This is a genomic window from Syntrophales bacterium, from assembly GCA_030018935.1.
GTDB lineage: Bacteria > Desulfobacterota > Syntrophia > Syntrophales > CG2-30-49-12 > CG2-30-49-12.
On the sequence record JASEGZ010000003.1, the window covers coordinates 62,219 to 83,333 of the forward strand.

Here is a 21,115-nt window from a genome sequence, read left to right on the forward strand (position 1 = left end):
AGTCTCAATGAGAGTTTTCAGCATCGTTTTCATCTCAGCGAAACAAAAACCATGGCGCCAGAGAGGAATATGAGAGCGGCGACTGTCAGCCAGGCTACAATGTTCATAAGTAAACTATTGGTATAACGCCCCATGATCCTCTTATCGTTTATCAGCAGGAGCATAAAGATCAGGATAAAGGGAAGGAGTACACCGTTGATCACCTGAGAATAAAACATGATAGAGATTAAAGGCATGGCGGGTAAAAGGATTATACCGGCCCCCAGAAAGATCATCAGGAAATACAGGCCATAAAATTGTGGCGCTTCGGCAAACTTGCGGTTCAAACTTGACTCCCAGCCAAAGGCTTCGCAGATAGTATAAGCTGCGGAAAGTGGTAAGATGGAAGCGGCAAACAGAGAGGCATTAAGCAGACCGAAGGCGAACAACCATGAACAATATTTTCCTGCCAGGGGAGCGAGGGCCAGGGCGGCATCTTTGGCGCTTTCTATCTTTATTCCAGCCTGAAAGAGAGTAATTGCACAGAGCATGATGATAAAAAAAGCTACGACGTTGACGGTCAGTGAGCCAAATATCACATCTATCCTGGTGTACTTGTAATCATCTACCTTGAGACCTTTATCAACAACGGAAGATTGCAAATAAAACTGCATCCACGGCGCGATAGTGGTTCCGATGACACCCACCGCCATGGTAAGGAAAGGAGGATCGAATCTTAAGGTGGGTGTAAGGAGTGCAGAACGGACCTCGCCCCAGTCTGGCTTACCCATAAAGCCGGAAATAATATAAGAAAGATAGAAAAGGCAGGCGACCAGGAAAGCCTTTTCCACGGATTTATAGCTTCCCTTTATCACCAGCCACCAGACAAGGATGGCCCCCAGGGGTACGGAAATATACTTACTTACACCGAATATTTCCATGCTCGCCGCCACCCCTGCAAATTCAGCAATGGTGTTACCCAGATTGGCAAGAAAGAGGACAATCATTAAATAGAAGGTTATCTTAGCACCGAATCGCTCCCGAATAAGGTCCGAAAGGCCCTTTCCTGAGACTACCCCCATGCGGGCGCACATTTCCTGGATGATAACCAGCGCCAGAGTAATAGGAATCAGGAGCCACAGAAGCTTCAGGCCAAACTCAGCTCCGGCCAGAGAATAGGTGGTAATACCGCCAGCATCGTTATCAACGTTGGAGGTAATGATACCAGGACCGATAAGGACAAAGAAAAGCCCTAGCGATCTCCAGATCCCCCGCCTGGAAATGCCATGAAATATTGTGGTTTTCATCCTCGAAAGATTCACGGGCATGGTCTTTCTTTACCTGATTTATGAGCGTTCAGCCGTCAGCTATCAGCGATCAGTAACCCCTGGTATCTTTTTGTTTTTGCCGAAAACTGACGGTTGATAGCTGAACGCTTATCCTTATTTCCCCAGTTGGGGAGCAACCACCTCAAGGAGATTTTTAAAGATGATCACTCCCCTGATCCTGTTCATTTTGTCCACAACCGGTATAGCCAGAAGGCCATACTTGGCAAAATGATCGGCGATCTGCCCCTTTTTCTCATTAAGGCTTACAGAGACAACCCTTGTATGCATTAGTTCAGAAAGGCTGGTTTGAGGAGGGGCCGTCAGGAGCTCGCGGAGACTGATCACACCTAAAAGATGTTCTTCATCATCAATCACATAAAGGTAATAGACTAAATCCACATCTTCCGCCTCCCGACGGACAAAGTCCATCGCCTCACCGGCGGAAACTTCCGGGGCAAAACGCAAAAAAGAGGTTGTCATCAGTCCCCCGGCTTTTTCCTCCGGATGTATCAGTAATTCCCTGACATCCTCGGCAAAATCCTCTTCCATTTCCCTGAGAATATCTTCCGCCCTCTCCTTCGGCAGGTCCCCCAAGAGATCGGCGGCCTCGCTAAGGGACATCTCCTCAATAATGTCGGAAGCTTCCGCCGGTTCCAGGTTTTCGATCAAGCTCACCTGAATTTTCGGGTTTGTTTCCTCAAGGGTCTCCGCCGCAGTCTCTGTATCCAGGGATTGAAATACGGCAGTCCTCTTATAAATATCCAGTTCTTCAATGATATCGGCCAGGTCTGCAGGGTGGAGTCGGGCGAGACGGTTCTGGGCAACCCTCAGGCGGAGAAGATCAGGGGAAGAAAGCGCCTGGACAAACATCCAGGAGATCAACTTATCAGAAAGGGTATAGTCAAAAAACCAGCGTAAAAAAACTTCCAGAGGCCTTTCCAGTCCTACTCGCCGCATCAAACCACGAAAGCCGACATCCACATGCATCAGAAAAAGGCTATTACGGGCCTTCAGAAGATGGAGGTCATTTACCCTGAGAACCTTTGCCCCGTTGGTATCAACAACCTGCTTATCCAGCAGGGTGTCCTTAAGCAAGACCTCGCCCTCACGAAGGACGGGCTCACGAATATCCTCCGGCATGAGGGAAGGAACAACGAACTTGCCATCAACATCAGTAATTCTCTGCCATGGCAAAAAAAACGGCCCTTTCCCGCTTCGTAAGAGCAGAAGGATATCTGTAACGTAAGGATATGGTTCCGTCATGCTGGCCACTAGGTCCATGATCTTTCCCAGAGGCCGGCCTTCGGAATCAACGATTTTTTCCCCCAGTATCTGGCTCAAAAACAAAAAAACCTGAGGTTCCGGCTTTATTACCATGATAAGACACCTCCAGGTACTTCGTCTATAACACCGTCAGACATATTAAAAAAGCTTTTTTTACAAAACAAGTATTTTTTAAGCATTCAGCTATCAGCCTATATCAACAGGTTTTCAGTAAAAAAACAGAGGCTCAGACAAGACACACTCTTATTGTTAAAGCAATGTTTTATGGATAATTCATTATTTTTCTTTATCTCGCTGACGGCTGATTGCTGAACGCTGAACGCTTGAGGGAAGATTTCTCTCTTGACACGCTATACCTGCTGTGTTAGCTTCCCATAGCCTGGCCGCGGTATTCGTAAACCTCGTCAATTCCCTGGAAAGACAAGGTCCTGATGAACGATAATAATTCCACAAAACGGGAAGAATTTCTTTCGCTGGCGGAGGCGAGGGGAATCTTCGGTAAACTGGAAAGTATTATCCTTGACCTGTCGAGGATATATGTATCCATAGGCAACATCTATCAGAAGAAGGGGTTCAGTAAGGAGGCGATTGCCTGTTACCAGAGATTTATCACCTTGAACCCCAACTCACCCCTGACAAAAGAAGTATCAGAAAAACTGAATACCATCATCATAAACGCTCAAGGCGACGCCACTTTCCCGGTGGGGGAAGAAGGCTACGATAACATCGGGTATATTGCCCCCGATTTTCACACCATGACCCTGGCAGAATTTTACATCAGGCAGGGTCACCTCGAGATAGCAGCGGATATTTTAGAGAAAATCCTTAAAAGGGATGCGGGGAATCAAAAGGCGGCGGAGAAACTCCACGATGTCAGGGCCATGCTGAGCGACAGGACGGGAAATGGTTATTCCCAAGGCAGACACTCGGAAGTGATCAAGGAACTCACGGGGTGGTTGAAAAACATTGAGAAGATACGAGAATATAAAGCGTGAGCGGGGGGTACCTCCTGAGAGGATAGCGGGCATCCGCTCCAGACTCCCCCGTCTTGGTATTGAAGCCATTCTGATCCTTGATATGATAAATATTCGCTACCTGACTGGTTTTGCAGGCAGCGAGGGAGCCCTCCTGATCGGGCAGGAGTGGACAACATTGTTAGTTGATGGCCGTTATGCAACCCAGGCAAGACAGGAAGCTCCCGAGGTTAAGGTCTTTGAATATCAGGATAAGATAGACGGGATCGTAACCGCTATCCTAAACGACGGCGCGAAAACTGTCGGATTTGAGGCGCAAGCGATAAGCTATGACACCTACGCAAGGTTAAAGGACAGCTTAAAGGGAGCGAAGTTAAAGCCCATATCTGATGAGATCGGCACCATCAGGGCTATCAAGGATGAGAGAGAAATTGCCTTGATCAGAAAAGCGGCTGAGATCTCATCCGGGGCCCTTACTTCTGTTCGGGATCTTATCAGGCCAGGTGTCAGAGAGAGGGATATCGCCATTGATCTTGAATTCAAGATGAGGCATAACGGCGCAGAGCAGGTCTCCTTTGCGACGATTGTAGCCTCAGGAACAAACACCACCTTGCCCCATGCCGCACCGTCAAACCGCAAGATTGAAAACGGGGACATTGTGGTAATTGACTGTGGGGCGGTATACAATGGTTACCACTCCGATGAGACCTGTACCTTTGTTGTTGGGCAGGCAACGCCCAGGCAAAAAGAGGTCTACAGACTGGTCAAAGAGGCCCATGACCGGGCACTGGATAATGTCAGGGCTGGCGTACCATGCAGTGAGATTGACCGTGTGGCCAGAACTTGCATCGAGGATGGAGGCCTGGGTGCATATTTCCCCCATGGCACGGGTCATGGTGTGGGCTTAGACATCCATGAAGCACCACGGATAGCGGCTAAATCAAAATGTATCCTTGAGGCTGGCATGGTGGTAACTATTGAACCTGGCGTCTATATACCGGACCTCTGGGGAATACGGATCGAGGATACTGTGCTGGTAGAAGAAGACGGTTGTGAAGTCCTGACGAAGACAGCAAAGGATTTTAGAATATTAACTTAATAGTATCAGGAAGCAAGCGGAGGACGATTGATTTCCTGTGAAGGCATGGAGGCTTCTCCCCTTCAGGCAGTTTAGTGCCTTTGAGAATATGGCCATTGATGAGGCCATTTTTCGAGAAAATCGTCGTAGGGAGATACTACCGACACTCAGGTTTTACGGATGGCTCTCGCCAACGGTATCAATAGGGTACTTCCAGGATATCTGCAAAGAAGTAGATGTCAAGTCCTGTCGCAGGTATGGTATTGATATTGTCCGGCGTCCCACGGGGGGTAAGGCAGTCTTTCATGAAAGCGAGTTGACCTATGCGGTTGTAGCCAGGGGAAATTACCCCTTCTTTTCCCCCGATATCCTCGGGACGTACAGAGTCATTAGTGGTTGTATCGCCGAAGGCTTGTCCAGACTCGGTATTAAGGCTGAGATTGCCGATGAGGGCAGAACTTTTCAAGAAGGTTTGTTAAAGACGTTCTGTTTTTCATCGCCATCACGGTATGAACTTCTGGTGGAGGGAAGGAAGATATGTGGGAGTGCCCAGGTGAGATCCCACGGCGTTTTCCTTCAACACGGTTCCATTCTCATAAACTTCGATCCCTTCAAAACCTGTGCCGTCATGCTGCCCCACCATCATGAAGGGAAAAAGCAGATAGAGCAACTGCGAAGATCAGTGACATCAATCCACGATCATGTCAGTCCACCGATTGATCTAACTATGCTCTGTGAGGTTTTGCGAGAAGGTTTCGAGAAGGTGATGGGTATCCAGTTTATTGAGCAGGACCTTACCCCTCCTGAGAAAGAGATCAGGACACGTCTGTTGAGGAACAAGTATTTGACTAATAGGTGGAACATGGAAGGCAAGGTGATGATGAATGAATCTTAAAAATCTGATCAGAGAAGAAGTACTCTCTCAGATGGCCTATCCTGCCGAAGCCCCATCCTGTAAAATCAAACTGGATGCCAATGAGAATCCATTTACGCTCCCCACTCCCTTAAAGGACAGTATCTTTGAAGCGATGAAGAAGATTGACCTGAACCGCTATCCTGAACCTGGTTCTCACCGGCTCAGGACCCGATTTGCAGGGTATTACGGGGTTGAAGAGGATATGCTGATGATCGGTAACGGGTCGGATGAACTCATCCATATCCTCTGTACCGCCCTAACAGGCCAGACCTTAGACGTTATTATTCCTGTGCCCACCTTCGCCATGTACAGTATCTCTGCTTTAAACAACGGCCACAGGGTCATTGGTGTGCCCCTCGATGCCTCATTTGACTTAGATGTGGACGCCATACTTCGCCACCTTGCCACAACAAAGACCACTCCATTGATATTTTTGAGTTACCCCAACAACCCCACCGGTAATTGCTTCAGTCAGCAGAAGATAGAAGCGATTATCGAGCAATCAACGGGTATCGTGGTTGTTGACGAAGCCTATTTTCCATTTTCCGGGAAGACCTTTCTGCCATTTTTAAACAGGTATGAAAACTTAGTCATCTTAAGGACGCTGTCCAAGATAGGCCTTGCCGCCATGAGGATCGGCTTCCTGATCGGTCCTGCCTCCCTGATACACGAACTGGACAAGGTAAGACTTCCCTATAACCTCAATGCCCTATCGCAGGTCGTCGCTGGTTTCTATTTAGATAACGAAGCAACTTTTTTAAAGCAGGCGGAGGAGATTATCAACATGAGGGAAGAACTCTTCAAGGCACTTAAAGAGATGGAAGGGGTTCATCCCTATCCTTCTGAGGCGAATTTTATTTTTTTTAGTTGCGATTTTGATGTAGATAGTGTATATAATAACCTGCTTGCAAAGGGTATCCTGATCAAAAATTTCAATGCCCCCGGGATTATGAGAAACTGCATGAGGGTAACGGTTGGAAATCGCGAGGAAAATGAGGAGTTTTTAGCGGCGTTAAAGGGCATCATCGCCAAAGTAAGGAGAGTGGTTTAACATTATAGAGCCAACAGGGGTAGATTACGGCACGGGTAAGGAGTACTTAAGAGGCCGTACTACCCTTTTTTTGTCCCGAAAAAAGCAGGACTATAAAAGCGTTCAGCTATCAGCCGTCAGTTTTCGGCTAAAACCTGTCTTACTGACCGTTGATAGCTGACAGCTGAACGCTTACAAAACTTTTTGAAAATAAAAGAAGGGAAGGAGTACTTTGGAGGTAAAGGTAATTGATAATGATGTGGAGAGGGCCTTGAAGATTCTCAAGAATAAATTGTCCAAAAGCGGTTTATTCAAGGAATTAAAGTTACGTAGAGCCTATGAGAAACCTTCTGTTAAGAAAAAGCGGAAGGCTATTGAGGCACGCAGGAGATATGCTAAGGTTCAGCGGCGAAAAGGCTATTAAATGCCACAATCCCCAGTAAGAGTGTAGTGGATGATGCCGTAAGGAGGGCAAGGCCATCTTTCCTGCTTAGAGGGCGAGGAGTAACTCACGTCAGAGATTCAGGAGAGACCTTTGAAAATTGACTTCACAAGGGCTCAAAATCTTTTTTCGACCATTCTAACGCTCGCTCCACTGCAAAGGCAACAACTCGCGCTGCGCGCTCAAACATTTGCCTTTGCGGACGTTTCGCTTCGCGAAGAATGGTTACGAAAAAATCTTGCATTCGCCCTTCACGAAGCCAATTTTCAGTATCCCAAAACTCTCTCAGGATAGAAAGTAATTATGATGCGTCCCGTATCGGCTCAGGAAAGCTCGAGATTGACAGATGAACTTTCAGGCAGGTGAGGACGAGGAAATCCTGAAAAAGGTCCTTAGTGATCTCAAAGAAGGAAGGGTAGCCCCCTGTTACCTTCTCTATGGAGAAGAGGAGTACCTGATAAAGGAGGCCCTGGAGAAAATCACGGACCTTATCCTCCCCGCCGGTGACAGAACTCTGCATCTCTTTTATATGGATGGGGAAAATGAAGATGTTGACAGACTCTGTGAATCCCTCCTGACTCCCCCTCTTATCACGGGAAGAAAAGTAGTTGTGCTCGGAAACACACGCATTTTCTCTTCGAGGAAAACCTTGCCCGATCTGGTACAAAAAATCAGCGACTATCATAAAAGCAATCTCGCCAGGGCAGCAATGTATTTTATGCAATTCTTGAGGATCGCAGGCTGGAGCCTTGATGATCTCAAGGATGACGGCTGGAAGAGAATCACTGATGAAGACTGGCATAGGACTGTTGAAGGAGATGGCGGAAAAAACAGAGAGACGTGGCTTCCTGGAGTCATTGATTTTTGCGTCAGCCATGAGTTGGATATGGGACGATACAGGGAAGATACGGATCGTCTCGAGGGTCTCTTAAGAAGAGGCCTCCCAGAGGGAAATCACCTTATCATGACAGCCGAGGTGGTAGATAGGAGGAAGAGGTTTTTCAAGGCTATATCCGAGCTGGGAGAAATCCTCTATTTCCCCCGGGTCAAGGGTGAAACAAGACAAAAACACATGCTGATGGATACGGCGAAAGACCTCCTCGCGAGAAGGGGGAAGAGACTGACACCTAGTGCCTGGGTGGCCATCGGCAAAAGGACAGGCGGGAGTCTGAGGAACTCCATGGTAGCCATCGAAAAGCTGGTCAGCTATACGGGGGAGAAAGCTACCATTGAAGAAAAGGATGTTGAGGAGGTTATCGGAAAAACGAGGGAAGATACGGTTTTTGATTTAACAGCAGCGCTTGCTGAGAAGAATCTGGACAGGGCCCTTTTGACTCTGAAGGATCTCCTTGATCAGGGTGTCCATCACCTGTTGATCTTAGCGATGATCATGCGGGAGATCAGGTTTCTCCTACATGCAAAAATATTTATTAACTCCGGTAGGCTGTCCCCTTTTAATCCAGGTATGGACTACAGCCAGTTTCAGAGGGCTGTTTATCCCCTTCTCAAGGAAGGAAGCGGTTACTCCGGGAAAAAAGAAAGTGGAGAGGGTCTTACCGCTCAGCACCCTTATGTTATCTATAATACCTTAAGAAATTCGGAGCGGTTTTCGTGTAAGGCCCTGGTAAACTATCTGGAATATCTCGTAGATATGGATATTGCCCTAAAGTCAACGATGAGAGACCCGAAGTTGTTGCTGGAGAAGTTTCTTATCAAAGTCTGCGAATAAACCAGAGGTCAGGGAACAGGATTAGGGGCAAAGGTACAGAGGCACAAAGTTGTCTTGCTTATTTGCTGCTTAACTTCCTGATTAAACTGCTAAGCATTGTGCCTCTCAAGCCTTTGCCCCTCTCAAGCCTTTGCCCCTCTCAAGCCTACCTGAGTAGTTACAATTTTTTTACCTTAGATAGAAGAACCCTTTCTTTCCGGGATAGCCTCTTCGATGGTCCTTTCTTTTTTGTTCCCTTTTTGTGGTTTTCATCCCCATCTTCATTATTTTCCACAGGGCAGGTATTGGCGGACATTTGTAGCTTTGTTCTGTTAACGAGGGACTCAAACTCCCTGGAGGGGATGGTAACCCCTCCCCTCCGGTTGACAAAATCAGCAATACCCCGGTCCGACGTAACGACAATGATTTCCTCTCCCCTTCTCTGAACCATCCTCTTGATAACTTCGTCGGCTTTTTCACCCCTCCGGGAATAAATGATATGGATACCTTCCTCCCGATCCCTTTCCTCTTCCGGAGGACCGTTCTCCCAACCGTCAAAGACGATGGTTACCCGGTGTCCCCTCTGTCTCCTGTAGAGTGACACGCTGCGAACGAGAGCCTTACGTCCCTCTTCCAGGTTTATCCTCTCAAAGCTCCTCAATGAGTCGGATTGTCTAATTAAGTTGTAGCCATCAATGATGATATGCACGGTCAGAAACCTTGTCTGGCGCCCCCTATTTGTAAGCGTTCAGCTGTCAGCTATCAGTAAGACAGGTCAAAACAAAAACCTACGTATGAGAACATTTCTTAGGAGTTGTAGACTTCCCCTGGTATTTTTTTGTTTTCGCTGATAGCTGATATGTTTTTTATATCATAAATCACGGAATCGTTCAAATTTCTACCCGTCCCGGGGTATCTCCTGTTTTCGCTTGACTTCAATTTGGCAAATTTGTTAGTTTATTCTGCCATTGAAGTTAGAGGTCCAGCAAAGAGAAAATAAGAAACAGGGAGGAGTTAAGTGATGGAGATCAAGAACATTTGTGTGCTGGGTGCCGGTCTGATGGGTAACGGTATCGCGCAGGTCTGTGCTCAGGCAGGTTATCAGGTTAGCCTGCGGGATATTGAACAGAGATTCGTTGACAACGGGATGAACATGATCAGGAAAAACCTGGGCCGGGATGTGGAAAAGGGAAAGAAGACCCAGGAGGAGATGGATAGCATTCTGTCCAGGATAAAGCCGACCCTTGATCTGAAAGAGGCTGCCGGAAACGCCGATGTCGTGGTGGAGGTGGTTATTGAGGTCATGGAGGTCAAAAGGAAGGTGTTTACCGAACTGAAAGGAATTGTGCCTGCCCATTGCCTGTTTTTTACCAACACTTCAGGTCTCTCTATCACGGAGATGGCTGCAGCGACAAAAAGGCCTGATCGCTTTATCGGGACGCATTTCTTTAACCCCGTGCCGGTCATGCGTCTCCTGGAGATCATCAGGGGTTACCAGACATCCGATGAAACCCTCGAGATAGCAAAAGAATGGGGGACAAAGATCGGCAAGGAGGTCATTGTAGTAAAGGAAGCCCCTGCCTTTGCGGTGAACAGGCTTCTCTGCTCGATGATCAATGAGGCGTTCTATGCCCTGGACGAGGGTATCGCCACTGCCGAGGATATTGACAAGGGAATGGTTCTGGGTTGCAATCACCCCATCGGTCCGCTGGCCTTAGCCGACCTGGTGGGGAACGATACACTCCTTCACGTCATGGAGGGGCTTCACAGGGAATTGGGGGATAAGTACAGACCCGCCCCCCTTCTGAGGAAACTGGTCAGGGCAGGATGCTATGGCAGAAAGACCGGAAAAGGAGTTTACGATTACAGCAACAGATAAGGCATGCCTTGAGCGCAGCCGAAAGGTAAAAGGAGAAAAAAGATGGACTTTGAATTGACGGAAGAACTGAAAATGTTAAAGGAGATGGCGTACAAATTTGCCGTGGCCGAGTTTTCCAAGGTATCCCATGAATGTGACGAAAAGGAGATGTACACGCCGGAGATCCGGAAGAAGGCGGCGGAAAACGGTCTTGTCGGGGCCTGGATACCGGAAGAGTACGGTGGCGCCGGAGCGGGCTTCCTCGGTGATGCCATTATTACGGAAGAAATGGCCCGGGTGGACATGGGGATCGAGGTGAATGTCACTTTTGCCCCCTTTGGTTGTGAGGCGATCTTTCAGTACGGAACGGAAGAACAGAAAAAAACCTATTTCCCTCCTGTGTGCAGGGGTGAGGCGGTCTGCGCCGGGGCCTTTACGGAAGCCAATGCCGGCACCGATGTGGCCGGGTACAAGGCAAGGGCTGTGAAAGACGGAGATTACTACGTCATAAATGGAAACAAGATGTTCATCACGAACGGCACCGTATGTGATTTCATGGTAGCCCAGTGTATTACCAACCCGGAGGAGAAGAAACACAACAGTTTCAGCCTTATCATCGTTCCCGCCGATGCCCCGGGGGTAACGAAGAATAAGATTCACGGGAAGTTGGGTATCCGGGCCAGTGATACCGCCGAAATCGCCCTTGAGGATGTCCGGGTTCCCCGGAGCAATCTGGTCGGCAAGGAGGGTAATGGTTTCCGCCAGTTGATGCACTTTTTTGATACCACCAGGGTGAGAGTCGCTGGTCAGGCCCTCGGTTTGTCGGAGGCATGTCTCGAGACAAGCATCAAGTATGTGAAGGAGAGAACGGCTTTCGGCGCCCCTCTTGGCTCCTTCCAGATGACGCAGTTGAAACTGACCGAGATGGCAATCAGGATAGAAGCCTTAAGAGGCCTCACATACAGATCAGCCTGCCTGATTGATCAGGGACAGCCAGACTATGTTCTTGCTGCCATGGCGAAGTTTTTTGGCGGTCAAACTGCTGTTTTCTGCGCCAATTATGCTGTGGAACTCCACGGCGGCTATGGCTACATTGATGAGTACGCTGTCCAGAAGTGGTACCGCGATGCCAAGATTCTCGAGCTCTACGAAGGTACAAAGGAAGCGGAAATAATGACCATCGGCAGGATGTTACAGGCCAGATAACAGTAAACATCAGTCGTAAGTCGTAAGTCGTAGTAAGTTAAGAATCGGGGAACAGGAGGAGAGAAAGAACAGTTAATCGCTGGCAACTGACAACTCAGGAATTTAAAATGGTCTTCATGGCCGCGATGGTACAACGGTAATCCTTGCTTCCAAAAATGGACGTACCGGCAACCACAACATCTGCACCAGCTTCGGCAATCGTCTTAATATTTTCAAGGTTTACCCCACCATCCACTTCGAGAGAAACAGCGGGAGAAATGGTATTGATCATTTCCCTTGCCTTCCTGATCTTCGGCAGCATACTGCTGATGAACTCCTGTCCACCAAAACCGGGGTTAACAGTCATGATAAGGAGGAGATCCAGATCGGCGAGGACCGGTTCAACCTGAATAAGGGGGGTTGCGGGGTTGAGGGAAACACCGACCTTGATCCCCATATCCCTGATCATGGTTAAGGTACGGTGGAGGTGCTCGGTCGCTTCAACATGAACGGTGATGATATCGCTTCCCGCAGCGGCGAAGTCCTCGACATACCGGTAGGGATTTTCTATCATCAGATGCACATCGAAGGGTAGTTTGGTAGTCTTTCTCAGTGAGGTAATAACACCGGGACCAATTGTGATATTCGGGACAAAGTGACCATCCATAACATCAATGTGGATCCAGTCGGCTCCCCCTGCCTCCACGGCGGCAATTTCTTCACACAGCCGGCTAAAATCTGCAGAAAGTATAGAGGGAGCGATTTTCCCCATGGTAAGCCCTTTTTTCACTCGGTATCTGGGATAGATACTTTTACTCCCATTGCCCTGGGCCTGTCAACTTTAAAAATGTAGATCATCTCCCCAAAAGTTAATAAGATTATAAGGATTCAAGGGGTCCAGAATGCCCTTCAGTGTTTCCCTCCGCTCCGCACTCAAAGGCATTCTCTCCCTTCAGCCTTTAACCAGCATTCAGGCGATACCCTTCAAAATAGAGTGGTAGACCTTAAACGGTGTCATTTACAAGACTACCTCCTCCTATATCAATCTGTTAGCACTTTTAAAAAAATTCTACCAGTAGCAAAAAAGTTCTTGACATGGTTATGTATGTGTAGTATACATTTGTAAAGATAACAACTGTATACTTTAGAAGGAAAGGAAAAGGTATGGAAACAGTTACAGAGAAACAAAAAGGGGTCTACAATTTTATAGTAGAAAACATTGAGCAATTGGGGTATCCTCCTTCCCTGAGAGAGATTGGGGCTGTGATGAAGATAACCCCTAATGCAGTCAAGGGGTACTTAGATGCTCTTGTAAGAAAGGGTTACATTGAAAGAGACCCTATAGCCAGGGGTATCAGGGTAATAAAGCTCTTAGAAGAGAAACCCTCTGTTAGTAGAAATGGAAATGTGGTTACCCTGCCTATTGTTGGAAGAATCCAGGCAGGTTTGCCTATCTTGGCCGTTGAAAACATTGAAGGAGAGGTATCCTTATCAAAGGATTTAAAAAAAGGGCTCGAAGGGTGCTTTCTTTTAAAGGTGCAAGGGGATAGTATGGTAGGGGATCATATCCTGGAGGGAGACCTTGCTATCGTGAGACCTCAGGAGACAGCAGATAATGGAGAAATTGTTGTTGCCGTAGTCGACGATGAGGCTACTATAAAACGCTTCTACAGAGAGAAAACCAGGATCAAGCTTCAACCCGCAAATCTTCTTTATAAGCCAATCTATGTGGAAAGGGATTTTAAGATTCAGGGTAAAGTAATTGGTTTGATCAGGATATGAAGTAACAGGCAATAAGGATAAATGGTATGTCTTATAACACATGGTGGGTTACCAGACCGAGGAGATATCTGAATCCTGTCCCTGAAGCTATCAAAATCTTTGCCAATTATGTAGGTGAGGAATGGTTGACTGGCTCGGCAGTGCAATTGGATTTTGAAGATGAACTTGTTAAAGCAGGACTAAAGGGTACAGGGGGTAAGAGAGACAAGAGAGGGAGTGGAGCAAGGACTTGGGCAGCCTGGTTAAAGATGTGGGGACTATGGTTCAGAGAACACCAGACCAGAACAATCCAATTGACCATATGCGGGGAAGCCTTGGTAAGGGGACAAGACCCTGTTCCATTATTGACAAAGCAGGTTCTTACTTTCCAGTATCCCGCTCCCTATTTTCAGGAAGGAAGGGCCACCATAAATCCAGATTTTCGTATTCATCCCTATAGGCTCATTCTGGAGCTTTTGCTAAATGAGAAAGTAAATATACTAACAGAAGAGGAACTTTCAAGGATCGTTATTTTTACGAAAACCAAGAAAGAAATGTTCTCTAAAGTCAAAGAGATACTTAGATTCAGAAAAAATCCTATACTACGGGAGGTGACAGTCCTTTATTACAAGTATAGTAAAGAGATGTATGGACTTGATAGAAGAGTTAAAAGAATTATAGGGATAGATAAAAGGATAGAGAGAGACATAATTGATGCCATTGCAAGAGACATCGGATATTCAAGGGATGTAATACAAACGGTCATCGAAAAAGAAGCAAAGTTTGAAAAGGACTTTGGTACTGCTGAGGAAAGAGAAAGCATTGCTAATACCATGGTGAACCACTTAGAGTATACCCAATCAATTGAAAGAGAAAGGGGGACTGAAAGCTGTTTCTATATCAAGGATAAGGATAAGGAAGCTGTTAAAGAGTTATTTGAAAGGTATCCAGAGAGATTTATCCCTATCCATGAAAGAACAAACCCTTTAGAATCTGAAGAGCTTTATCTGAGACAATATGGCCTTGATCTCTTCAGAAGGAAGGACACAAGAAAGCTTACGCAGGTCCCTGTAGTTCCCAGGGGAGAATTAGCCAAGAGGAAGATAATCAGGGTATACCAAGACATTCAGGCACGCAAACCAACTACAGATTTATCAACAGAGCTTTTTAGTGAAATATCCAAAAGAGCAGGGTGTCCCTTTAAACAAGTAGAGGAGATTATTTCTAAAGAAGTTTTCCCTCCTTCTTTAGAGGCATTTGAAAGACGGTTTCTTGAACTTTCCGTTTCTGGACTGAAAGGCTGGAATAAATTTCAGGAGGTATCAACAAACCTTTTTGGAGAGGATGGTTTTGGTTTCATTGCTAAAAATATAAGCCATGAAGGGAGAGAACCAGATATTTTAATAATAGCCATAATTGATGATGAGTATGTGGCTATTATTGATGTAAAAGCACAACCTAAATTTTCTCTACCTGTCCGGCCTAAGATGTGTGAATACATTGAGAAATATAAGAAATACAACCATCAAGGCAAGATTCTGGACTTAGCCTTTTATTTATACTTGGCTGGTGGGTTTAAGGGAAGAATGAACATTGTAAGAAAGATATCAAACCTCACAGGTATTCAAGGGGCATATATTACATCTGAAAATATTGTCAGGCTGTTGAAAAGGCATAAACAATCTCCCGTTTCGCAAGGTAAGTTCAGAGAAATCTTCAGTATAGATAGAGAGGTTACGGTTTCTGATATAGAAAGGATTTGAGGGGGTAGGAAAAATGGAGAATGAGGGACAAGACCTTTTAATAAAAGAGCCTTCCGTTTTATATCAGACAGACCTTTTTCACGATAAACGTCCTTTCCAGATTTTTATAGAAGATAGAAATGGGGACAAGGAATATAATTTTAGGAAACTCTGCCCCGAAGTACCTAACACAACCTATTTGACCCATGCTATCCATTCTTATCCAGCTAAATTTATCCCTCAGATACCTAAGTATGTAATTAGGAATCTTACTCAACCAGGAGATTATATTTTAGATCCCTTTAGTGGTTCAGGAACGACCCTTGTGGAGGCATCTCTGTTAGGAAGACATTCCTATGGTATAGATATCAACCCCTTAGGTCAGCTTATAACAGAGGTAAAGACGACTCCAATAGATTTATCCCATTTTCAATTTTCAAAGCTCATTGAAAAGTTTAAGGCAGCCATAAAGGAGTATAATGGTGATCCATTAACTGTGGAATTCCCTAATAAGGATTACTGGTTTGAAAAGAAGGTTCAGAAAGAGATTGGTATAATCCTTGCTGTACTTAAACAGCTTAAACCCGATTTATCAGAACCCATCTATAGATTTTTCAAGGTCTGTATCTCCTCTGTTATCAGAAAGGTGGCAAATGCAGATCCTAAAATAAGCAAGCCCTTCATATCCAAATATATGAGAGATGCTATTGCAAATGGAAAGAGGGATTTGAATACCTTTAAATTTCTAGATGAAGCTCTGAACGATTACTCAAAACGTCTCTTGGATTATTCTAACAGGATTAAGGAAATCGAATCGTTAACAAAGATGCGCCCTAAAGCAGTAATGCTGAAAAACTCAGACGCCCGTTCTATCCGACTTGAGAATAATACTGTTGATTTAATCATTACCTCACCCCCTTATGCCAATGCCCAGGAATATTTTAGATCAATAAAGCTTGAGCTCTTTTGGTTAGGACTGGCAAATAACGGAAAGCTATTAGATTTAAAAAAACAGCTTGTTGGAACAGAAAGGGTATCAGCAAAGGAATATAGTAAATTACAGCAGTTCGGTATTGCCGATCTTGACAGAGCATTGAAGAAGATTTATGAAGTTGATCAGAGGCGTTCATACATTGTCTATAAGTATTTTGTAGATATAAAGAAAAACATTGAAGAGAACTACGGGGTTCTTAGACCAGGCAAACATTTCTGTATCTTGGTTGGCGATAATGTAATTAGGAAGATTCCGGTTTATACCCACAAATATATCATTGATATAGCTGAAAGTGTTGGATTTGAAACCGTTGAGGTAGGGTATGACCGTATAAAGGCAAGGGGACTTGCACCAAAACGTCACCATACAGCAGGATTAATAGAGGTAGAATGGTTGATAGTTTTTAGAAAGAGGAATTGATAGAAACTTTTTTAGTGAATGAGGAGGATGAAATGGTAGAGAGTCGTTCTCACAAAAGAGGTAAGGGGTCTGCCAGTAGAACTGAGGTTCCCATTGGTGGCGGTAAAAGACTAGACGCAAAAAGAGGACATTATGCAATCGAAGTAGAGCGAGGAGGCACAAGCTTAGCTATCAACAAAGCTCTTGACAGGCTCAAAACACAGAAAAGTTCGAGCAAAATACTGCGTGTTCCTCAGAATGATATAGATAAGGCAGTTGGCCTTGCCAAAGAAAAAGGAATGAATGTCACTATTACGAACTTGTCTAAGACTAAACGTAAGAGTTCATAAATAGATTACTTTTTATCTATAAAAGAACCAAAAATCTTAATCCGCACTGGATCATACTTTTTCAGAAGTCTCTTGAGAAACTAATGACTGAATCTTTTTCCGGCACCGTAGAACCGTAGTCCGTGGTTACTGTACTGGTCGGGATGATACATGTTTGCATTATACAATATTTTGTTATGGATAGTTACCATATTCGCCGTTCCCTATTATCTGGCGAAGATGACGTTGACAGGAAAGTACAGGAAAAGCCTCGGCCAGAAATTCGGGTTCATTTCACCTGATGTTATCTCTGGCATGAAAGGCAGCCCCAGGATCTGGGTGCATGCCGTATCGGTAGGCGAGGTGACGGCTGCCGCCCCGGTTATCGTCTCTCTCAGGGATATTTTCCCTGAGGCCTGTATCGTTCTTTCCACAAGCACGGAAACGGGCCAGGAAATGGCCCGCCGGTTCGTCCCTGCCGCCACATCCTATATCTACTATCCCCTCGATATTCCGTTTGTTACGAAGAAGGTTATCGGTTTAGTGAAACCGGATTTGTTTGTCCCCACGGAGACAGAACTCTGGCCCAATTTTATCAGGACCTGCAAGGAGAGGGGCGTGAGAATTGTCGTGATAAACGGGCGGATATCTCCACGCTCTTTCAGGGGATACGCCATAACGCGGTTCTTCTGGAAGGGCATCCTGAATGCGATTGAAGAAATTGGGGTGATCTCCGAGGTTGACGCCCGACGGGTGAAAACCCTTGGGATGCCGCCTTCGAGGGTTCACATCCTTGGTAACGCCAAGTATGATAGCTTGGCGGCAAAGGTATCTCCGAATCTGCAGGCGGACATTGCCCGCAGGTTAAAGATCACGCCGGGGGAGAAGGTCTTTGTGGCCGGTAGTACCCATGAGGGAGAAGAAAAGATCATCCTCCGGGTCTATCAGAAGCTACTTAAGACCTACCCTGATTTCAAACTGATTATCATTCCCCGCCATGTGGAAAGATCTCAGGAAGTCTTTGCCTTAGTGAAAAAGGAGGGGTTTGAGGACAGTATCACGATGACAGAAATCATAATGGGCAGAAAGCGTTTTAACGAGCGGGTTATTATCATTGATGTTATTGGCGAACTCTTCAAGGTATACAGCTTGGCTACGGTGGTCTTTTGCGGGGGCAGTCTCGTACCGAGGGGCGGTCAGAACATCCTCGAACCTGCTGCCTGGGGGAAGGTTATCTTTTACGGTCCATCTATGGAAGACTTCAGGGATGAAAAGGCCCTCCTGGAGCAGACAGGGGCAGGGATTACCATCCGCAGTGACAGAGAATTACTCGAGGGCATCCTGGAACTGATGGGTGATACCGAGACCTTTACCAGGAAAGGAAAGAAGGGAAAGGAGATGGTGGCCGCAAACGTGGGTGCCGCAGAAAGATATGCAGCATTGATAAGAAAGGCCCTATTGAGCCTGAAAGGCATGAAATGAGCTAAGGAGCGACCTTTTCCGCAATTTTATCCCCTGACCCCCGACTTACGACCCTTATTCTGCCCGTCTTACGTACTCATTCCACTTGGTGTCAACCCACTTCTGGAGCTGGGTCAACTGTTCGATGCTCATCTTTCTAAACCGCCCCTGTCGTTCCAGATAATTGATAACGGGAAGTCTGCTGCCTTTTTCCACCAGGGTCTTACTCCGTCCAGTAAAGCGAAACTTTCCGTCCTCGATCTCAAAGAGGACAAAAATCCCCGTCTCTACGGCAAGTCTTCCTATCTTTACCGTATCTTTCGGGGGATATATCCAGCCCGGGGGACATGGAGCAGATATCTCAATATATCTGGTTCCTTTAATACGCTTCGCCCTGACGAATTTATCGTAGAGGTCAAGGGGGAAGGCGGCAGAGGTACTGGCCAGATAGGGGAGGTCATGGGCTTCCATGATCTTCAGCATATCTTTCTTGTTTTGCTGTTTCGTGAGGATCGGTGTCGTGGTGGTCAGGGCACCCATCGGGGTGGCGCTGGAACGCTGGGTACCCGTGTTCATATATGCCTCGTTGTCATAACAGACGAAGATGAAATCCGTCCCCCTTTCCGCAGCGCCGCTCAAGGCCTGAATGCCGATATCGTAAGTTCCTCCATCGCCGGCAACAGCGACTACCGTGATATCGGTTCTGTTTAAGGCGTTCAAGCCGGCAACAATGCCGGAAGCGGAGGCCGCCGTACTGGGGAAGGTGCAGTTCAGACAGGGGATGGCCACAGACGTTGTGGGATACAACCCGTGGAGCACCGTAAGACAACTTGCCGGTATGGTGAGGATGGTGTTTTCCCGGAGCGCCTTCAAAAGGTAACGATAGGCCAGGGAGAGACCACACCCCTGGCAGGACCTGTTCCCCGGCAGCATATACTCCTCTCTGTTTACTTTGAATAGTTTATCCGGCATCTCTTTTACCCCACTCTATTTTTTGTCTTCCCATCTCGGAAATTCTATAACTCTTTAAATTCACCAAAGATTACATTTTAGATCACTTTAGGCACTTCCCACTTTAGTGCACTTTAGGCACTTAACCTGTCTCCGGCAGGTATGTATCACAGTTAAGCCATTGTGTTTTCGGTTCCGTGTTTCCCGAGGCAATTGCCTCAAGGGAGGAAAGGGTCGCCTCGGCGAGTTCCCTCGCCTTTACGTCCCTGCCACCAAGGCCAACGATATAATTATGGATCGGCGCCCTGTTGCCGGTACCGTAAAAAGCGGCCTTGAGATCGGAACACAGTGCCCCCTCGTACCCGTAACTGATGTCTTTTTCAAAGACGAGGATGGCCCCTGTATTTACAAAGACCTCTCTCACCTCTTCCTTCGGGAAGGGCCTGAAAACCCGGATGCCGACGACACCCGCTTTTATTCCCTGCTCCCTCAGTATATCCACAGCCACGGTAGCCTCCGAGGCGAGGGAGCCCATTGCCGTCAGGATCACCTCGGCATCATCTGCCCTGTATGTCCAGAGCATCCCGCCGTGGTCCCGCCCGAAGACTTCGGCGTATGCACGGTTGGTGGTAACGATTGCCTCACGTGCACCCTCAATGGCCTTCTGGAGCTTGTAGCGGAGTTCCATATAACCGTCACGGAGGACACCCTCCGGGTCCTGCCGCCTCCAGGGAAAGATAACGGGATTTATATTTCTCGGATCCTCCGGGGAAAGAATCATGTGCGGCTTATAGGGTGGTAAAAAATCCCTGACGAGGTCGGCATCAGGTACTTCCACGGGCGTCATGGTGTGGGAGAGGACAAAGCCATCATAGCAGACCATGATCGGTACATAGACCGCTTCGGCAATCCGGTAGGCCTGGATCACGGTATCAATAATCTCCTGATTATTCCTGCAGTAAATCTGAATCCATCCGGTATCCCGCTGGGCCACTGCATCCTGCTGGTCGTTGAAGATGGACCAGGGGGCGCCTACCCCTCTGTTTACACAGCACATCACGATCGGCAACCTGGAGCCCGCGGCCCAGTGGAGCTGTTCGTGCATGTAGAGGAGTCCGTGAGAACTGGTAGAGGTAAAAACCCTTGCACCAACGGCTGAGGCAGAGATACAGACAGCAAGGACCGAATGTTCGCTCTCCACTCGGATATACTCGGCCTTGAGCTCTCCCCCCTCGACAAGTTGCGAGATAGTCTCCGTCAGCGGTGTCTGGGGGGTGATGGGATAGGCGGAAATCACCTGGACATGGCTGAGTTTGACTCCCATGGCGGCTGCCTGATTGCCGGTCATAATCTGCACATTACTCATTTTTTGCCCCCTCATGCACCATGGTAATTGCCTTGGCAGGACACTCCTCTGCACAGATACCGCATCCCTTACAGTATTCGAGATCAATACCTACCGGGATCGTTGGAATGACCACGCCATCGGGACAGTAAAGCCAGCAGAGGAGGCAGGCAGCCCTGTTCTTGATTGCCGGAATGCACTTTGATTGATCAATAACCGGTTTCATATCCCGCCAGTCACCGGTTTTCCCTGCCTCTCCCACTGCCGGCCTGCACATGGCGGTTATATTGTCGTCCCTTTTTTCCATCAGAAACCCCTCATTAAAACATCAGTCATTAAAACATCAGTCAT

20 protein-coding genes are annotated in these 21,115 nt (G+C 46.9%); 13 read left to right on the forward strand and 7 right to left on the reverse strand.

All coding sequences use genetic code 11. From position 1 onward, the window contains the following. Nucleotides 1–29: 29 nt before the first annotated feature. Nucleotides 30–1,307: an Nramp family divalent metal transporter gene (locus tag QMD03_01340; GenBank protein MDI6775881.1), complete on the reverse strand. Its 1,278-nt coding sequence runs from the start codon at nt 1,305–1,307 to the stop codon at nt 30–32. A 114-nt stretch (nt 1,308–1,421) separates the two neighbouring features. Beyond that, the gene (locus tag QMD03_01345) at nt 1,422–2,684 is read right to left on the reverse strand and encodes a CBS domain-containing protein (protein MDI6775882.1); all 1,263 of its coding nucleotides are present in this window, start codon (nt 2,682–2,684) and stop codon (nt 1,422–1,424) included. A 338-nt stretch (nt 2,685–3,022) separates the two neighbouring features. On the opposite strand from QMD03_01345, the gene QMD03_01350 reads away from it, so the two are divergent. The 6 genes from QMD03_01350 (at nt 3,023) to holA (ending at nt 8,760) form a co-directional block, all read left to right on the forward strand. After that, nucleotides 3,023–3,586, forward strand: coding sequence for a hypothetical protein (locus tag QMD03_01350; protein MDI6775883.1), 564 nt, complete (start codon nt 3,023–3,025; stop codon nt 3,584–3,586). Beyond that, complete coding sequence (locus QMD03_01355; protein MDI6775884.1) at nt 3,558–4,664, forward strand: Xaa-Pro peptidase family protein; 1,107 nt, start codon at nt 3,558–3,560, stop codon at nt 4,662–4,664. The genes QMD03_01350 and QMD03_01355 overlap by 29 nt, the downstream gene beginning before the upstream one ends. A gap of 37 nt (nt 4,665–4,701) precedes the next feature. Next, nucleotides 4,702–5,538: a lipoate--protein ligase family protein gene (locus QMD03_01360; GenBank protein ID MDI6775885.1), complete on the forward strand. Its 837-nt coding sequence runs from the start codon at nt 4,702–4,704 to the stop codon at nt 5,536–5,538. Further along, nucleotides 5,528–6,610, forward strand: coding sequence for a histidinol-phosphate transaminase (gene hisC / locus QMD03_01365; protein MDI6775886.1), 1,083 nt, complete (start codon nt 5,528–5,530; stop codon nt 6,608–6,610). The genes QMD03_01360 and hisC overlap by 11 nt, the downstream gene beginning before the upstream one ends. Nucleotides 6,611–6,821: 211 nt before the next feature. After that, the gene (gene rpsU / locus QMD03_01370; GenBank protein ID MDI6775887.1) at nt 6,822–7,013 is read left to right on the forward strand and encodes a 30S ribosomal protein S21; all 192 of its coding nucleotides are present in this window, start codon (nt 6,822–6,824) and stop codon (nt 7,011–7,013) included. Nucleotides 7,014–7,377: 364 nt separating this feature from the next. Then, the gene (gene holA / locus QMD03_01375) at nt 7,378–8,760 is read left to right on the forward strand and encodes a DNA polymerase III subunit delta (GenBank protein ID MDI6775888.1); all 1,383 of its coding nucleotides are present in this window, start codon (nt 7,378–7,380) and stop codon (nt 8,758–8,760) included. A gap of 157 nt (nt 8,761–8,917) precedes the next feature. Here holA and QMD03_01380 read toward each other — a convergent pair whose 3' ends face one another. Next, nucleotides 8,918–9,448: an NYN domain-containing protein gene (locus tag QMD03_01380; protein ID MDI6775889.1), complete on the reverse strand. Its 531-nt coding sequence runs from the start codon at nt 9,446–9,448 to the stop codon at nt 8,918–8,920. 312 nt (nt 9,449–9,760) lie between these two features. Between QMD03_01380 and QMD03_01385 the strand changes: the two genes are divergently transcribed. Continuing rightward, nucleotides 9,761–10,618, forward strand: coding sequence for a 3-hydroxyacyl-CoA dehydrogenase NAD-binding domain-containing protein (locus QMD03_01385; GenBank protein MDI6775890.1), 858 nt, complete (start codon nt 9,761–9,763; stop codon nt 10,616–10,618). A 42-nt stretch (nt 10,619–10,660) separates the two neighbouring features. Next, on the forward strand, nt 10,661–11,803 hold the full coding sequence (locus QMD03_01390) for an acyl-CoA dehydrogenase family protein (GenBank protein ID MDI6775891.1): 1,143 nt from the start codon (nt 10,661–10,663) through the stop codon (nt 11,801–11,803). Nucleotides 11,804–11,897: 94 nt separating this feature from the next. On the opposite strand, the gene rpe is transcribed toward QMD03_01390, so the two are convergent. Beyond that, complete coding sequence (rpe, locus tag QMD03_01395) at nt 11,898–12,554, reverse strand: ribulose-phosphate 3-epimerase (GenBank protein ID MDI6775892.1); 657 nt, start codon at nt 12,552–12,554, stop codon at nt 11,898–11,900. A gap of 392 nt (nt 12,555–12,946) precedes the next feature. Between rpe and lexA the strand changes: the two genes are divergently transcribed. The 5 genes from lexA to QMD03_01420 all read left to right on the forward strand — a co-directional run bounded on the left by lexA (nt 12,947) and on the right by QMD03_01420 (nt 18,489). Beyond that, on the forward strand, nt 12,947–13,564 hold the full coding sequence (gene lexA / locus QMD03_01400) for a transcriptional repressor LexA (GenBank protein ID MDI6775893.1): 618 nt from the start codon (nt 12,947–12,949) through the stop codon (nt 13,562–13,564). 26 nt (nt 13,565–13,590) lie between these two features. Further along, entirely contained in the window at nt 13,591–15,306 is a 1,716-nt protein-coding gene (locus QMD03_01405) for a hypothetical protein (GenBank protein ID MDI6775894.1), read from the forward strand. A gap of 13 nt (nt 15,307–15,319) precedes the next feature. Next, on the forward strand, nt 15,320–16,699 hold the full coding sequence (locus tag QMD03_01410) for a DNA methyltransferase (protein ID MDI6775895.1): 1,380 nt from the start codon (nt 15,320–15,322) through the stop codon (nt 16,697–16,699). 32 nt (nt 16,700–16,731) lie between these two features. Then, nucleotides 16,732–17,028 (forward strand): hypothetical protein, encoded by a 297-nt coding sequence (locus QMD03_01415; protein MDI6775896.1) that lies wholly within the window; start codon nt 16,732–16,734, stop codon nt 17,026–17,028. Nucleotides 17,029–17,178: 150 nt separating this feature from the next. Further along, nucleotides 17,179–18,489, forward strand: a complete 1,311-nt coding sequence (locus QMD03_01420) for a 3-deoxy-D-manno-octulosonic acid transferase (protein ID MDI6775897.1) — start codon at nt 17,179–17,181, stop codon at nt 18,487–18,489. 54 nt (nt 18,490–18,543) lie between these two features. Here QMD03_01420 and QMD03_01425 read toward each other — a convergent pair whose 3' ends face one another. The 3 genes from QMD03_01425 to QMD03_01435 all read right to left on the reverse strand — a co-directional run bounded on the left by QMD03_01425 (nt 18,544) and on the right by QMD03_01435 (nt 21,071). Beyond that, nucleotides 18,544–19,440 (reverse strand): thiamine pyrophosphate-dependent enzyme, encoded by an 897-nt coding sequence (locus tag QMD03_01425; GenBank protein ID MDI6775898.1) that lies wholly within the window; start codon nt 19,438–19,440, stop codon nt 18,544–18,546. Between the two features lie 121 nt (nt 19,441–19,561). Then, complete coding sequence (locus QMD03_01430; protein MDI6775899.1) at nt 19,562–20,785, reverse strand: transketolase C-terminal domain-containing protein; 1,224 nt, start codon at nt 20,783–20,785, stop codon at nt 19,562–19,564. Next, nucleotides 20,778–21,071 (reverse strand): 4Fe-4S binding protein, encoded by a 294-nt coding sequence (locus QMD03_01435; protein MDI6775900.1) that lies wholly within the window; start codon nt 21,069–21,071, stop codon nt 20,778–20,780. Before QMD03_01435 ends, QMD03_01430 begins: the two co-directional genes overlap by 8 nt. Nucleotides 21,072–21,115: the final 44 nt, after the last annotated feature.